This is a genomic window from Pseudomonas serbica (assembly GCF_028823535.1).
Lineage (GTDB): Bacteria > Pseudomonadota > Gammaproteobacteria > Pseudomonadales > Pseudomonadaceae > Aquipseudomonas > Aquipseudomonas serbica.
Map to the genome: position 1 here is coordinate 106,329 of NZ_JAQIYM010000017.1, position 15,471 is coordinate 121,799.

The following is a 15,471-nucleotide window of genomic DNA, read 5'->3' on the forward strand; positions in this document are numbered from 1 at the left end:
GCAAGTCCTGGAAATGAAAAAGGACTTGAATCGTACAGGCGGCAGCGACAAATCCTACAGCTGGAAATCATTTCAAGATCTGTAGAAGACCAAAACGGTCACCCTGATTGTTTGATCCGTTCGACATACCTGAGCACCGCCGGTGATTTCTCGAACCGCCGATGAATCAACGCCAGCCATGAAGACGCTTTACAGTCCTTGATCTGGCGATAAACCACACTCGGCAAACTGACATGCCCGACCACCGACGCCGGCACCACCGCTACGCCCTGGCCGAGGGACACCAGGGCAATCACTGCCACCAATCCACCCGGTTGCGCCCCCAGCCTGGGTACGAAACCACCCTCGGTGGCGACCTGCAAGGTGCCGTTGACTTGCTCCGGCAGAATAAAGTTTTCGTTCTGCAAATGCGCGCAGGTGATCGCTGCCACGCGGTTCAACCATGAACCATCCGGCAACGCCAGCACAAAGCCTTCATCACTCAGACGCACACTGTCGACGCCATCGGGCAAGGCCATCGGACAGCGGATATAGCCCAGGTCGAAGCGCCCTTCCAGGATCATGCTCGGCAGGCTGGCCATGGGACTTTCCCGCACATTGAGGCTGACATCCGGGTATTGGCCGGTAAAACCCTGCACCTGTTTTTGCAGCAACCCCGAATACACCGCCGACGCGACGTAACCCAGTTCGATATGACCAATGTCCCCACGCCCGGCGCGCTGGGCGTTTTGCTGGGCGTATTCGAATTGCCGCACCGTCGCCTCGGCTTCGATCAACAGGGCAGCCCCGGCTTCGGTCAGGCTGACTTCACGCGTCTGGCGCACGAACAGGCGCGTGCCGAGTTCGTTTTCCATGTCCTGGATCTGCCGAGTCAAGGTCGGCGGTGCGATGCCGAGTTGTTCGGCAGCGCGAGTGAAGTTGCCTTGGCGGGCAACAGCGAGAAAATAGCGGAAATGACGGATGTCCATCGGTGCATTAGCTCAAAGGTAATGAAGTGACGGTATGTGCCTAACAAAGGTAGCGCCAGCCAGCGATAAGCTGCAGCCAACCCCACAGTAGAGAACCCTCGCCATGTCCGTCAAACCCAGGGTGAGCCCGCGCCTGACCTTGCTGACCGCCTCGGCGGTATGCTCGTTGATCGTACTCGACACCAACATCGTCGCCGTTACCTTGCCAAGCATCGCTCGGGACTTGGGGGCGAATTTCGCTGACATCGAATGGGTGATCAGCGCCTATATGCTGGCTTTTGCCGCGCTGTTGCTGCCCGCGGGCAGCCTGGCCGATCGCTTTGGTCGGCAGAAAATGCTCATGTGCGGGCTGGGCATTTTCATCCTCGCATCACTGGGGTGCGGTGCCGCGCCTAACGCGTTGTTCCTCGATATCGCCCGCGCCATCAAGGGTGTCGGCGCGGCGCTACTGTTGACCTCGGCCCTCGCCTCCATCGGCCACACCTTCCACGATGAAGTCGAACGGGCCAAGGCCTGGGCATTCTGGGGCGGTTGCATGGGCGTGGCCATGACGGCAGCGCCAACCCTGGGCGGCTTGATTGCCGAATACGTGGGCTGGCGCTGGATTTTCTACCTCAACCTGCCAGTGGGGCTGTTGCTGATGGTCATGGTCTGGCGCGCAGTGCCGGAATCCCGTGATGCCCAGGCCGCGCGCCTCGATCCGTGGGGCAGCCTGGCCTTCAGCGCCAGCTTGTTGTGCCTGATCTGGGGGCTGATCGAAGCCAACCGGATCGGCTGGAACAACCCTGCGACCTATGCCCGCCTGGTGGCTGGGGCCCTGTTGCTGGGGTTATTCGTGGTGATCGAACGCCTGCAACAGCGGCCAATGATCGACCTGCAACTGTTCCGTCATCCGCGCTTCATCGGCGCGCTGCTCGGCATGTTTGCCTACGCCGCGTGCGCCCAGGTGATGATGACGCTGTTGCCGTTCTACCTGCAGAACGGCTTGGGTTTCACCGCCATCCGGGCGGGGCTGGGCATGCTGCCATTTGCCATTACCCTGCTGATTTTGCCACGGGTCGGCGCACGCCTGGCGGGACGCGTGACGCCAGCAAACATGATGGCCATCGGGTTGACGCTCGTCGGCAGCGGTAATTTGCTGAGCGCTTGGGCGGTCGTTAGCGGTGGTTACCTGCCCTTCGCCCTGGCGATTGCCGTGACCGGCGCCGGAGCCGGGTTGCTCAATGGCGATACGCAGAAAAACATCATGGCCTGTGTGCCACGGGAACGCACCGGCATGGCCTCGGGCATGAGTACCACCATGCGCTTCAGCGCTATCGTGCTGGCCATCGGTGTGTATGGCGCGTTGCTTTCCGGGCATAGCGAACGGTTGCTGCACGACGGCCTGGCGACACAGGGCGGGCAATGGCTGGAACACACCCAAGGCATTGCCTCGCGGGTGGTGGCGGGCGATATGCCGGCGGCGCTGAGTCTGGTGCCGGAGGCCGCGCGGCCGCTGGTCGAGCCGCTGGCGCGACAGGCTTTCGTGGGTGGTTTCAGCCTGTTGCTGTGGGTCGCGGGGCTGGCGGGATTGCTGGGGGCGCTGGTGGTGGGCACGCTGATGCGTCATCCGCTTCCAATGCCGCGCACAGCGCTGGTGCTGGAATGACCCGTATCTGGAGATTTCATCTCTGAATGTGCTGGCGATCAGGCCAGCACGGGCAACACCGTACTCAGTTCGGCAGCAGCTCGTCGATATGCCGATATTCGGATTGCAACTGCGCTGCCAATACCTTGCTGCGCCCAAGACGAATCGGCCCGCGTTCGATGTCGATCAGCAGCCCCGGACAGTCGAGCGCGGGCAACGACGGCCATTCTTTCAATCGGCCATCAGTCACCAGCAACAGCCGCTGCAGTTCCGCCGGGAAACGCTTTTGCCGAACGGCCAGCCACCGCCCCGCTTCGCCAAGCGCCGCCAGCAGTGGCGTGCCACCACCGGCGCCCAAGCCATCGAGCCACTGGCGCAAGCCCGTCGACGTTTTCAAACCTTGCACCTGCCACTTCGGCACCGCACCGCTGGCCGTCAACAAAGCCAGGCGCGCCCGCTGGCGGTAGGCATCATCGAACAATTGCGCCAACAGGCCCTTGGCATCGCTCAATGCCTGGTGGCGACGCGTTGAAGCCGACGCGTCGACAATCACCAGCCACAGCTCATGGGGCGAGCGCGTGCGCTGCTGGAACAACACATCCTGGCGCTGGCGCGGCCGACCGTTGAGTAACGTGCCTGGCCAATTGATCGCGCCGCTTTGGGCAGCATGACGTTTACCCTGCTTGCCGTGATCGAGTCGTCCGGCACGCGGTCTGGCATTCGCCCCCGCGTCAGACCGGGGGCGAATGCCTAGGGCTTTTTTGGCCAGCCCGGCACTACACGTCGGGCGCCGACCGGTAGCGCTTGAGCGGGCATTTCACCCCACTGGCCCTGGCCTTCGCTCGGGTTGGCGTTCTGGCCGGATCGAACCTGCTCCTGCTGTGGTGCAGGTGGCGTGTGCTCCCGACGACGATGGCGCAGGGCGAACTCAGCGACCGCGTCTATATCCTCATCGCAAATCGATGTCACGCCGCGCCACGCCGCATGCGCACGGGCCGCACGCAACCAGACCAGATCAGCGCGCAAGCCGTCGACTCCAGCGGCAAAGCAGCGCTCGGTAATCTGCACCAGCGCTTCATCGTCGAGGGGAATGCTCGCCAATGTGCTGCGCGCGTTCTGGCAGCGCTCACGCAACGACTGCTGCTGGCTCTCCCATTCGGCGCAAAATTGTTGCGGGTCGCTGTCGAAATCAAGGCGTCTGCGGATGATTTGCCCGCGCTCAGTCGGTGCGGTCTGGCCACTTAGGGCGACATTCAAGCCAAAGCGATCGAGGAGTTGCGGACGCAGTTCGCCCTCTTCCGGGTTCATGGTGCCGATCAGCACGAACTTCGCCGAATGCCGATGGGAAATTCCGTCGCGTTCAACCAGGTTGGTACCGCTGGCGGCCACGTCGAGCAGCAGGTCAACCAGGTGATCGGGCAGCAGATTCACTTCATCGACGTAGAGCACGCCACCGTCAGCCTTGGCCAGCACACCGGGGGAAAATTGCGCGCGCCCCTCACTCAGGGCCGCGTCGAGGTCGAGCGTGCCGACCAGGCGTTCCTCGGTAGCACCCAAGGGCAAGGTGACGAACTGGCCGCTGGCCAACAGGTCCGCCAGGCCGCGGGCCAGGGTCGACTTGGCCATGCCGCGCGGGCCTTCGATCAATACGCCGCCAATCTTCGGGTCGATGGCGGTCAGGTACAGCGCGAGCTTCAGATCGTCGGCGCCGACCACGGCGGAGAGCGGGAAATGGGGCGTGTCGGTCATGTCGGGTTTCTCATCATGGTCGGGTGGTGATCGTTCCCACGCTCGGCGTGGGAACGATCCTGCAGTCAGCTGTCTTCTTCTATATCCAGCAACAGGTTTTCCAGGGCCTCGCGATAGTCCCCCGGCTCCTTCCACATCCCCCGCTGTTGCGCTTCGAGCATGCGTTCGGTCATGTCGCGCAGGGCATGGGGATTGTGCTCGCGCACGAAATCCCGGGTGCCCGGATCGAGCAAGTAGGCATCTGCCAGCAGCGCGTACTGGTGGTCGTCGATCAACTGGGTGGTGGCATCGAAGGCAAACAGGTTGTCGACCGTCGCCGCCATCTCAAAGGCGCCTTTGTAGCCGTGGCGCTTGACCCCTTCGATCCACTTCGGATTGGCCGCCCGGGAGCGGATGACCCGGTTCAGCTCTTCCTTCAGCGTGCGGATCTTCGGCAGGTCCGGCTGGCTGTGATCGCCGTGATAACTGGCTGCCGCTGCACCGCTGAGGCTTTCCACCGCCGCCAACATGCCGCCCTGGAATTGGTAGTAGTCATTGGAGTCAAGCAAGTCGTGCTCGCGGTTATCCTGGTTTTGCAACACCGCTTGCACCTGGCTCAGGCGCTGGGAAAACTGCTCGCGGGCTGCGGTGCCTTCATCGGAACCGCCGTAGGCGTAGCCGCCCCAGTTCAGGTACACCTCGGCCAAGTCCTCGCGGCTTTGCCACAGGCGACCGTCGATGGCACCCTGCACGCCTGCGCCATAGGCGCCGGGTTTGGCGCCGAAGATCCGCCATCCGGCCTGCCGCCGCGCCTCGTCTTCGTCCATTCCCGATTGCAACAACGCTTCCCGCTCGGCGCGCACCTTGGCGGCCAGCGGATTGAGATCGTCAGGCTCATCCAGCGCAGCGACTGCCTGCACGGCAGCGTCGAACAGCCGAATCAGGTTGGCAAAGGCGTCGCGGAAGAACCCCGAGACGCGCAAGGTCACGTCGACCCGCGGTCGATCGAGCAGGCTCAACGGCAGAATCTCAAAGTCGTCGACCCGCTGGCTACCCGTGGCCCACACCGGGCGCACGCCCATCAAGGCCATGGCCTGGGCGATGTCGTCGCCGCCGGTGCGCATGGTCGCAGTGCCCCACACCGACAGGCCGAGCTGGCGCAAATGATCGCCATGATCCTGCAGGTGGCGTTCGAGAATCAGGTTGGCCGACTGGAAACCGATGCGCCACGCGGTGGTGGTCGGCAGGTTGCGCACGTCCACCGAATAGAAGTTGCGCCCGGTCGGCAGTACGTCCAGGCGACCTCGACTCGGCGCGCCACTGGGACCGGCGGGGACGAATCGGCCACTGAGGGCATCGAGCAGGCCACGCATCTCGGCCGGGCCGCAGGCGTCCAGTCTGGGTGCGACCACTTCGCGCAGGTGGTCGAGGATGGCGGTCACTTCAGACCAACCGGCCGCCTGTGGGAGCGGGCTTGCTCGCGATGGGGTGTCAGCCACATGGATGTCGACTGACACTCCATCGCGAGCAGGCTCGCTCCCACAGGGGTCATTCAACATCTGGGAGATCAGCTGTGTGGCGAACAACTCGAGACGTTCGCGGGTGTCGCCTGTGGTGCGCCAGGGTTCATCGCTGATCGACAACAATGCGCTCGGCCGCGGCCCACCCCACGGCTCGGCCAGCGCACAGTCCAGCGGATCGAAGCCCAACTCGAACGCCTTGGCCAGCGCCCGCAACAGGCTCGATTGCGCACCACGGCCATCGCCCCGAGGAATGCGCAGCAGCGCGAGCAAGGTATCGATGCGCAGCCGGCCCATTGGGGATTCACCAAAGACGTGCAAGCCATCACGGATCTGCGACTCTTTCAGGTCGCACAGGTAGGTGTCCAGGCGCGGCAGCCAGATCGCCGCATCGGCATCACTGTCCAGTTGTTCGTCCAATTGCAGCTCGCGGTCTATATGGGTATCGCGCACCAGTTGCAGGATGTCGCGTTGCAATTCCCGGGCACGCCGTGGGTCGAGCAGTTGCGCTTCATAATATTCGTCGGCCAGCAACTCCAGATTGCGCAGCGGACCGTAGGTTTCGGCGCGGGTCAACGGCGGCATCAGGTGATCGATGATCACCGCTTGCGTCCGGCGTTTGGCCTGGGCGCCTTCGCCCGGGTCGTTGACGATGAACGGATAGATGTTCGGCAGCGGCCCGAGCAGTGCATCCGGCCAGCAGTGCTCTGAAAGCCCCACGCCCTTGCCCGGCAGCCACTCCAGGTTGCCGTGCTTGCCGACGTGGATCACGCCGTGGGCGCCGTAGGTGCCGCGTAACCAGAAGTAGAACGCCAGGTAGCCGTGGGGCGGCACCAGGTCCGGGTCGTGGTACACCGCACTGGGGTCCACCTGATAACCCCGCGCCGGCTGGATGCCGACGAAAGTCAGGCCCAGGCGCAACCCGGCGATCATCATTCGCCCGTCACGACACATCGGATCCTTCTCGGGTGCCCCCCAACGTTCCAGCACCGCCTGGCGGTTGGCGTCCGGCAGCGCATTGAACATCTGCAGGTATTCATCCATCGCCAGGCTTTGCTGGCAAGGACGTTGATCGAGGCTATCGAGGTCGTTGCTGACGCCGCCGAGCAATTGCTGGATCAGCGCGGTGCCACTGTCCGGCAATTCGGCTGGCAGCGGGTACCCTTCTTCATACAGCGCACGCAGGATATTCAACGCCGCAGCCGGGGTGTCGAGCCCTACACCATTGCCGATACGACCATCACGGGTCGGGTAATTGGCCAGGATCAGCGCGATACGCTTTTGCCCGTTGGGTACCCGCGCCAGATCAGTCCAGCGCCGCGCCAGTTGCGCGACAAAGTCCATGCGTTCCGGCTGCGCGCGGTAGCAAACCACATCCGACTGGCTGCGCTCGCTGCGCCAGGCCAGGTCCTTGAAGCTGATCGGCCGGCTGATGATGCGCCCGTCCAGTTCGGGCAGCGCAATGTGCATCGCCAGGTCCCGCGGGCCGAGGCCCTGTTCGCTGGCTCGCCAACCGGGTTCGTTGTCCTGGGCGCAAATCGCCTGGATCACCGGGATATTGCGGCGAAACGGCCGCAAGTGCGGTGCTTCAGGGCTCGATTGGGCGAAACCGGTGGTATTGAGAATCACCCCTGCCCCGACTTCATCCAGCCAGTCTTCGACCATGCAAAGGCAGCCGGGCTCTTTCAAACTGGCCAGTGCAATGGGCAACGGGTTCAACCCCGCCGCTTGCAGGCGCTGGCAGAACATATCAATGAAAGCCGTGTTCGCCGCCTGCAGATGCGAGCGGTAGAACAGGACCGCCGCCACCGGTTGACCGGCCTGCCAGTCGGCGTGCCAGTCGCTCAGTTGCGCGGGGCTTTTTCGCGGGTGGTAAATCGCCGTGCGCGGCAGGGTTTGCGGCTCGGCCCAGGCGTAGTCACGATCCAGCCAGCGATTGGCCAGGCATCGGAAAAAGTCGCGGGCATTGCCCAGGCCACCCTGGCGCAGAAACTGCCAAAGCCGGTCGCGATCCTCGACGCCTACGGTGCTGAGGTCGCTGAGCTCCGGGTCCGGCCTGTCATCGCCCGGAACCAGAATCAGCTGTACACCGCGCTGTGACAGCTCCACCAGCCGTTCGACGCCGTAGCGCCAATAGGCAATGCCGCCGTGCAGCGAAATCAGAATGACTTTGGCGTGGCGCAATACTTCGTCGACATACAGATCCACCGATGCATGGTTCTGCACCTGCATCGGGTTGGCCAGGCGCACGCTCGGGTAGTCGTCGGGCAACTGCTGCGCCGCTTCGGCGAGCAGCGCCAGGCTGGAGTCGCCGCTGCACAGGATCACCAGCTCGGCGGGGGTTTGTCCAAGGTCGGCAATGTTGTCATCCGACACGAATCCGCCGGGCTGAGTCCTGAGCAGGTGCATGGGTTACACGCTGAGCGCAGCGCGCAGTTGCGCTTCGAGCAAGGTGGCGTCCAGTGCCTGGCCGATCAACACCAGGCGCGTGGTGCGTGCTTCGGCAGCGCCCCATTGGCGGTCGAAGTGCTTGTCGAAACGTGTGCCCACGCCCTGGATCAGCAGGCGCATCGGTTTGTTCGGGATCGCCGCGAAACCCTTGACGCGCAGGATGCTGTGCTCGACCACCAGCTGGGTCAGCGCGTCCATCAGCAGGCTTTCGTCGGCTTGCGGCAGTTCGATGGAGATCGAATCGAAGGCGTCGTGATCGTGGTCATCATGGTCATCGTCGTCATGGTGATGATCGTGATGGCTGTGGCGGCTGTCGATGTGTTCTTCGGAACCGGCGCCGAGGCCGATGAGTACGTCCAGCGGCAGGCGACCGCTGCTGGCCTCGATGACTTTCACCGCTGGCGGCAATTCTTCGGCGACTTCCAGGCGCACGCGGGCGAGGTCTTCGGCGCTGATCAGGTCGGCCTTGTTGAGGATCACCAGGTCAGCGCTGGCCAACTGGTCGGCGAACAGCTCGTGCAACGGCGATTCATGGTCCAGGTTCGGGTCGAGCTTGCGTTGGGCGTCGACTTGATCCGGGAACGCGGCGAAGGTGCCTGCCGCCACGGCCGGGCTGTCGACCACGGTGATCACCGCATCAACGGTGCAGGCGCTGCGGATTTCCGGCCACTGGAACGCCTGGACCAAAGGTTTTGGCAGGGCCAGGCCCGAGGTTTCGATCAGAATGTGGTCGAGATCGCCGCGACGGGCCACCAGTTCGCGCATCACCGGGAAGAATTCTTCCTGCACGGTGCAGCACAGGCAGCCGTTGGCCAATTCATAGACACGGCCGTTGGCCTCTTCTTCGGTGCAACCGATGGAGCACTGCTTGAGGATTTCGCCGTCGATGCCAAGCTCGCCGAACTCGTTGACGATCACCGCGATGCGACGGCCCTGGGCGTTGTCGAGCATGTGGCGCAGCAAGGTGGTCTTGCCCGAGCCGAGGAAGCCGGTGACGATGGTGACAGGGAGTTTGGCCAGTGTTTTCATCGGATGCCCTTTGGCAAGGTGGCGGGCATACGGGACGAGAACCGGCAACGCACAAGCGCGCCGGAAGCGTTCGCCACCGGATCACCCCGCCCGGTTGTAGTGAGAATCTGTATCGAGGCAGGTCTCCTGGCTGACGGTGTGCCGGCCTTTAAGCCTGGCATTCGCTGCGCCTTCCCGCGGGCTCGGACTTGAGCGTGCAGTGGCGTGGCAGCGAACATCACCGTTCACAGTTGCGGGGGCAGCCGCGGCATCGACCGCGTTCCCTTCTTAGCTTCGACAAACGCCGAAGAACCTCGAAAGCGCAAGGCTACGCATGGTATTGGGGCGGGTCAATGTTCACATGAGACTGGCGGCGCTCCCTTCGCGGGCAAGCCCGCTCCCACATGGGAATGCGATCACCTGTGGGAGCGGGCTTGCTCGCGAATGAAGCGACTCGGTCCCGAGTTGAGAACCCTTGCCAATTGACGCCCGCCCCTCGCCCATGCTCTCCTACGCACCTTGTTACGGGTGCCCTTCACAGGGTGAAACGGGAAACCGGTGAATCATGTGCTTTACTCTAAAGCCATGTCAGTCCGGTGCTGCCCCCGCAACGGTAAGCGAGCGAAGCATCAGATCCACTGTGCCAATGTGGCATGGGAAGGTGATGCTTGCAGGTCAAGGCTAACGCCTGCGCCCCTCGTGAGCCCGGAGACCGGCCCGCAACACAAAGTGACCACACAATCACTGACTCAACAAACCCGCGGTGGGCGGGCGCTGTTCGGACTTCTGCGCGCTCGGTCGTGCGGGGCTCTGCTTGCGCTCTTATTCCCCGCTGACAGAACAGAGGGAAGCGCCATGTCGATCATCAGCAGCACCGGCCACAGCACCACCACCAGCAGCACCACTACCCTGTCTCAACGCCTGACCGCCGCCGTCTGTGCGTCGATCCTCGGCGCGTGCCTTGTGTATTTCGCCGGTTTCTCGCACATCGAAGCGGTGCACAACGCGGCTCACGACACCCGCCACAGCGCTGCATTCCCGTGCCATTGAGACCTGCCGACATGTTCAAGCGTATTGCGCAAACCGCGGGCTTCACCGGGCTGCTGGCCGCCCTGCTGCTGACCCTGTTGCAAAGTTTCTGGGTTTCTCCGCTGATCTTGCAGGCCGAAACCTACGAAAAATCCGAACCTGCCGCCGTTGCAGCCCACGAACACGCTACGGGCGTCGCTGCCCACAGCCACGACGCCCAAGCCTGGGAACCGGAAGACGGCTGGCAGCGCGTGTTGTCGACCACCGGCGGTAACCTGGTGGTGGCGGTCGGTTTCGCCCTGATGCTCGCCGGCCTCTATACCCTGCGCGCGCCAACCAAAACCTCCCAGGGCCTGCTCTGGGGTTTGGCCGGGTACGCAACCTTTGTGCTGGCACCGACGCTGGGCTTGCCGCCTGAGCTGCCGGGCACCGCGGCTGCGGATCTGGCGCAACGGCAAATCTGGTGGATCGGCACGGCCGCCTCCACGGCTGTCGGCATTGCGCTGATCGTGTTCAGCCGTCATTGGCTGATGAAGATCCTCGGCGTGGCGATCCTCGCCGTTCCCCATGTGATTGGCGCACCGCAACCTCAAGTGCACTCGATGCTCGCTCCGCAGGCCCTGGAAACTCAGTTCAACATCGCTTCGCAGCTGACCAACGTGGCGTTCTGGCTGGCCCTTGGCCTGATCAGCGCCTGGTTGTTCCGCCGCAAAAGCGATGGCCAATACCACGCATGACTGACCTTCGCACAGCGCCGACCCTGGTGGTCGGCCTGGGCTGCCAGCGCGGCTGCCCCGTCAGCACGCTGCGGGCACTGCTCGACCAGGCATTGCAGGCGCACCGGTTCGAATTGCATCAGATCAAGGCCCTGGCCAGCATCGACCTGAAGCGCGACGAGCCGGCCCTGATCGAACTGGCCGAGCAGCTTGGGTTACAGATGATGTACTTCAGCAGTGAACAACTCGCCGGCTATCAACCGCAACTCAGCCATCATTCCGAGATCGCCTTTGAACGTACCGGGTGCTATGGCGTGGCGGAAAGCGCCGCTCTGGCCCTGGCGGAACAACTGGCCAACGCCCCGGCCAAATTGCTGATCCCGCGACAAAAATATGCCCAGGCGACCCTGGCATTGGCCGGCGCCGCGTAAAATCCCCGATAATTCGCCCATTCGATCATGAGCAATCTTCATCTGAAGCCTGCGTCCCCCCCTATTTCCAACAGGAACCGACGATGACTGTCTACTTCATTGGCGCAGGTCCCGGCGACCCCGAACTAATAACCGTCAAAGGCCAGCGGCTGATACGCAGTTGCCCGGTGATCATCTATGCCGGCTCCCTGGTGCCCGCTGCGGTGCTGGAAGGACACAGCGCCGAACAGGTGGTCAACAGCGCGGAGCTGCACCTGGAGCAGATCATCGAACTGATCAAGGTCGCCCACGCCAAGGGCCAGGACGTGGCTCGTGTGCACTCCGGCGATCCGAGTCTGTATGGGGCCATCGGCGAGCAGATTCGCCATCTGCGTGAGCTGGATATTCCGTTTGAAATCATTCCAGGCGTCACGGCAACGGCCGCGTGCGCGGCGCTGCTGGGCGCGGAGCTGACCTTGCCGGACGTGTCCCAGAGCGTGATCCTGACGCGCTACGCCGACAAGACCGCGATGCCCGCTGGTGAAGAGCTGGCAAGCCTGGCGCAGCATGGGGCGACCATGGCGATTCATTTGGGGGTCAAGCACCTGCCGAAGATCGTTGAGGAACTCCTGCCCCATTACGGCACCGATTGCCCGATTGCGGTGATTCACCGCGCGACCTGGCCGGATCAGGATTGGGTGGTAGGGACGCTTGAGGACATTGCCGCCAAGGTTGACGCCAAAGGGTTTCGGCGTACTGCGTTGATTCTGGTGGGTCGGGTGTTGGGCAGTGAGCAGTTCAGCGAGTCTTCGCTGTATCGAGCGGGGCATGCGCATCTTTATCGCCCATAGGGCCCTTTCGCGAGCAGGCTCGCTCCCACAGAGGAATGCATTCCAAATGTGGGAGCGAGCCTGCTCGCGAAGGCGTCAGTGAATTCCACACATAAAAAAACGGCGCTCACGGGGCGCCGTTTTTTTGTGCCGCAGCGAACACCTTAGTAGTAGGCGTTTTCTTTCTGCGTGTGGTCGGTCACGTCACGCACACCCTTGAGCTCGGGAATACGCTCGAGCAAGGTGCGCTCGATGCCTTCCTTCAAGGTCACGTCGGCCTGGCCACAGCCCTGGCAACCGCCACCGAATTGCAGGACGGCGATACCGTCTTCAACCACATCGATCAGGCTGACCTGGCCGCCGTGACTGGCCAACCCGGGGTTGATCTCGGTTTGCAGGTAGTAGTTGATGCGCTCGTTGACCGGGCTGTCGGCATTGACCATCGGCACCTTGGCGTTCGGTGCCTTGATGGTCAACTGGCCGCCCATGCGGTCGGTCGCGTAGTCGACTACCGCATCGTCCAGGAACGCTTCGCTGAAATGGTCGATGTACGCGGTGAAGCTTTTCAGCCCCAGGGCGGTGTCTTCGGGTTTTTCTTCGCCCGGCTTGCAGTAGGCAATGCAGGTTTCGGCATACTGGGTGCCAGGCTGGGTGATGAAGACGCGGATGCCGATACCCGGGGTGTTCTGCTTGGAGAGCAGATCAGCCAGGTAATCGTGGGCGGCGTCGGTGATGGTAATAGCGGTCATGGAAACTCCTCGCAGGCTTGGGCGCAGTTTACGCCAATCATCGCCGCGGACAAAGTCCTAGTATTTTTGTCGGGAAAAGATGCGGAGCTTACCCCTGTGGGTTCGGGGTTTTAGAGGTTCTCGTAGCGATTCATGTCCAGCACGCCCTCTTCCACCGGCTCGGTTTCGTGGATGTAGCGGCTCAGATCATGAAAATACTGCCAGAACTGCGGGTGACTGCGACGGATCCCCCAGCGCTCGACGATTTTCTCGAAGCTGGCGGGATCCTTGGCGTTTTCCATCGAGCCCACAAAGTCTGGCACCTGCTCGGCGGGGATATTGAAAATGAAGTTCGGGTAACTGCTCAGAACCCCAGGGAAAATGGTGAGCGTGTCCAGGCCCGGCTGGTAGCGCAGCGACTCCCCGATCAGGAACGCCACGTTGCTGTGTGCGCGGTTGCGCAGCAGGCTGTAGACCCCCCGTCGACCGCTCGCGGTTTCGACGCGCAGCAGGGTCGCTTCCGGCAGTTGATCGATGACCTTGAGGCCGGCCGCCGGACGTGAGGCCAGGCGACTCAACGCCTGCTCGGCCGCCTGCAGGAGCGGATCGATGTTCGGCCGCGAACAATAGGCGCCGTCGCAGCGGTTGATCGGATCAGGATTGGCGTCCAGCTCGCCGTAGCGTGCCAGCAATTGCATGGCGAAGTCGCGCTTGGGGTCCTGTTCATCGAGTTTCAGCGCGGTTGGCGTGTCGTCGTCGATGGACTCATAGTCCAGCCACATCTTGAGCTTCCCGCTGTTCTGGTACCAATCGTCGAGGAAGCCATCCCGCGAGTCGGCCGGCATCAGGCGCAGGAAATTCTGCTCGGCGCCATTGCGGATCAGGTCGAAATACAGGCGCGTCTGGGCCTGATGGGACACATTGCCGAACACGTCGAAATTCACCGCCAACTGATAATAGGTACGCTCCAGCAGCGGGAAGTCGAACAGCCACATGGTCTGCGGCACTTCGCCGATCAGGCCCTTGATGACTGCGGCGCTGTCGAAATGACGGAAGATAGTCAGCAGTGCATTGTCATTACCGGCCCACAGGCTCGACCAACTGGGTGGCGGCATATCGGCGTAGCTGTCGCGGCGCAGGGCTTCGTATTCGTTACGTTTCTCGCGGTAATCGCGCCACAGGCTCAGGACGCTGCCAACGTCATCGTTTTGCCCCGGCATCGCCAGCAATGGCGTGGCCTGGCCACGATAGTTCGGGTCGGTGATGTAGAGGTCGTGTTCCGGCGCCTGGAACAGCGCCCAAAAGTTGTCGCGGATCACATCCGTGGCGATCTGCCCCCGGCAAACCGGGCCGCGGATAAAGGTGCGCACGAAATATTCGGCGTTATCGAGCATGAACTGATAACGCGCCTGGGCCGGGATGGCTTCGAAGGTGGAAAACGGATTGGCCCGACGTTCCGGGCCGTAACCCGGCAAGGCATTGACCTGCCAGTTGCCGCTATAGAACAGGCTATTGACCCGGGCCAGCTTGGCCGCGCTCAGCGGATAGGTAATATGGGTCTTGTGCACGATTACGCCCTGCACCGGCCGCAAGCGGTAATAAACCTGGGTGCCGGGGTCGTCGTTCGGCCGACGGGTATTGATCAGGTCGATGGGCTGGCCGGTCGGCGTGCGCGAACGCACCCACTGGAAGAAATGCCCCGGCTCGCCATCCTTGAAATAGATATGCGCAAGAAACCAGTGTTCGAACAACCAGCGCCCGACCAGACTCTCCCGGGCCCCCGGGGCATTGAGCAGGTTTTCCCACTGCACCACCTGCAACGCTTCTTTCGCGCTGGGCACCAGCGCCTGCTCATCGATCGGCGCACCGGAAGCCAGCCAGCGTTGTAGCGTCTGGTATTGCTGGTCGGTAAGGCCGGTGACTGCCAGGGGCATCCCTTCCCTGGGGTGAGCGCTGGCATAACCGTCGAACTCACCCGGCAGGGCGCACATGTTGTCGCGATTGAGGCCCAGGACGATGTCCTCGGGCAACCTGGCATTGGGTTGCAACGGGTTGGTGTGACCCAGTTCAAGCATGCGCGCCATCAATGCAGCCTGGCTGCCCTGGGCGTCGAGCACCGAATAGAAGCCTTTATGTTGCCAGGCGCGCTCGCCAAACGCGTCATAGAACAGACGGCTCGGCGCGACCGCCTTGCTGCGTTCACCGTCATACACCGGGACTTTCGTCGCGCCGCGGGCTGCACCCTCTGCGCTGCCCAGGTTGAGCTGACAGGGCGCATCGTTGCAGGCGTGGCAGGCCACGCACTTTTCGGTGAAGATCGGCTGGATGTCGCGACTGTAGGAAATGCCAGCGGAGATGGCCGGACCTTGCGCAACCGCGGCAAAGCTGAGAAGCAGTAATACACTGCTGATGACGACGCGATACGACATGTCCCTGGTCCCGATCCTTTAGAAAAC

The 15,471-nt window shown here is 62.8% G+C and carries 12 protein-coding genes and 2 riboswitches; of the genes, 5 read left to right on the plus strand and 7 right to left on the minus strand.

What is annotated here, in order from left to right; genetic code table 11:
* Nucleotides 1-98 precede the first annotated feature (98 nt).
* Nucleotides 99-968, minus strand: a complete 870-nt coding sequence (locus NQL71_RS25285) for a LysR family transcriptional regulator (RefSeq protein WP_166618741.1) — start codon at nt 966-968, stop codon at nt 99-101.
* A gap of 103 nt (nt 969-1,071) precedes the next feature.
* Here NQL71_RS25285 and NQL71_RS25290 point away from each other — a divergent pair, with 103 nt between their 5' ends.
* The gene (locus NQL71_RS25290; RefSeq protein ID WP_274643542.1) at nt 1,072-2,616 is read left to right on the plus strand and encodes an MFS transporter; all 1,545 of its coding nucleotides are present in this window, start codon (nt 1,072-1,074) and stop codon (nt 2,614-2,616) included.
* Nucleotides 2,617-2,680: 64 nt separating this feature from the next.
* Here the strand turns inward: NQL71_RS25290 and NQL71_RS25295 are convergent, their stop codons facing one another.
* From NQL71_RS25295 to cobW, 4 genes are all read right to left on the minus strand, one after another.
* Nucleotides 2,681-3,244: a vWA domain-containing protein gene (locus NQL71_RS25295; protein WP_046820143.1), complete on the minus strand. Its 564-nt coding sequence runs from the start codon at nt 3,242-3,244 to the stop codon at nt 2,681-2,683.
* A 101-nt stretch (nt 3,245-3,345) separates the two neighbouring features.
* Nucleotides 3,346-4,344, minus strand: a complete 999-nt coding sequence (locus NQL71_RS25300) for a magnesium chelatase ATPase subunit I (protein ID WP_274643543.1) — start codon at nt 4,342-4,344, stop codon at nt 3,346-3,348.
* Between the two features lie 65 nt (nt 4,345-4,409).
* Nucleotides 4,410-8,252, minus strand: coding sequence for a cobaltochelatase subunit CobN (gene cobN, locus NQL71_RS25305; protein WP_274643544.1), 3,843 nt, complete (start codon nt 8,250-8,252; stop codon nt 4,410-4,412).
* Between the two features lie 3 nt (nt 8,253-8,255).
* Nucleotides 8,256-9,323: a cobalamin biosynthesis protein CobW gene (gene cobW / locus NQL71_RS25310; RefSeq protein WP_274643545.1), complete on the minus strand. Its 1,068-nt coding sequence runs from the start codon at nt 9,321-9,323 to the stop codon at nt 8,256-8,258.
* 99 nt (nt 9,324-9,422) lie between these two features.
* Nucleotides 9,423-9,634: riboswitch (cobalamin riboswitch) on the minus strand.
* Between the two features lie 177 nt (nt 9,635-9,811).
* A riboswitch (cobalamin riboswitch) is annotated at nt 9,812-10,037 on the plus strand.
* 120 nt (nt 10,038-10,157) lie between these two features.
* Here cobW and NQL71_RS25315 point away from each other — a divergent pair.
* From NQL71_RS25315 to cobM, 4 genes are all read left to right on the plus strand, one after another.
* Nucleotides 10,158-10,352, plus strand: coding sequence for a CbtB domain-containing protein (locus tag NQL71_RS25315; RefSeq protein WP_046820147.1), 195 nt, complete (start codon nt 10,158-10,160; stop codon nt 10,350-10,352).
* An 11-nt stretch (nt 10,353-10,363) separates the two neighbouring features.
* Complete coding sequence (locus tag NQL71_RS25320) at nt 10,364-11,068, plus strand: CbtA family protein (protein ID WP_274643546.1); 705 nt, start codon at nt 10,364-10,366, stop codon at nt 11,066-11,068.
* Nucleotides 11,065-11,478 (plus strand): cobalamin biosynthesis protein, encoded by a 414-nt coding sequence (locus NQL71_RS25325; protein WP_046820149.1) that lies wholly within the window; start codon nt 11,065-11,067, stop codon nt 11,476-11,478. Before NQL71_RS25320 ends, NQL71_RS25325 begins: the two co-directional genes overlap by 4 nt.
* Nucleotides 11,479-11,561: 83 nt before the next feature.
* Nucleotides 11,562-12,308 (plus strand): precorrin-4 C(11)-methyltransferase, encoded by a 747-nt coding sequence (gene cobM / locus NQL71_RS25330; protein ID WP_077183237.1) that lies wholly within the window; start codon nt 11,562-11,564, stop codon nt 12,306-12,308.
* Nucleotides 12,309-12,451: 143 nt separating this feature from the next.
* Here the strand turns inward: cobM and nfuA are convergent, their stop codons facing one another.
* Both nfuA and NQL71_RS25340 read right to left on the minus strand, forming a co-directional pair.
* The gene (gene nfuA, locus NQL71_RS25335) at nt 12,452-13,036 is read right to left on the minus strand and encodes a Fe-S biogenesis protein NfuA (protein WP_007912592.1); all 585 of its coding nucleotides are present in this window, start codon (nt 13,034-13,036) and stop codon (nt 12,452-12,454) included.
* Between the two features lie 110 nt (nt 13,037-13,146).
* Nucleotides 13,147-15,444 carry a fatty acid cis/trans isomerase gene (locus NQL71_RS25340; protein ID WP_274643547.1) on the minus strand — a complete coding sequence of 766 codons (2,298 nt, stop codon included), beginning with the start codon at nt 15,442-15,444 and terminating at the stop codon, nt 13,147-13,149.
* Between the last annotated feature and the right edge of the window lie 27 nt (nt 15,445-15,471).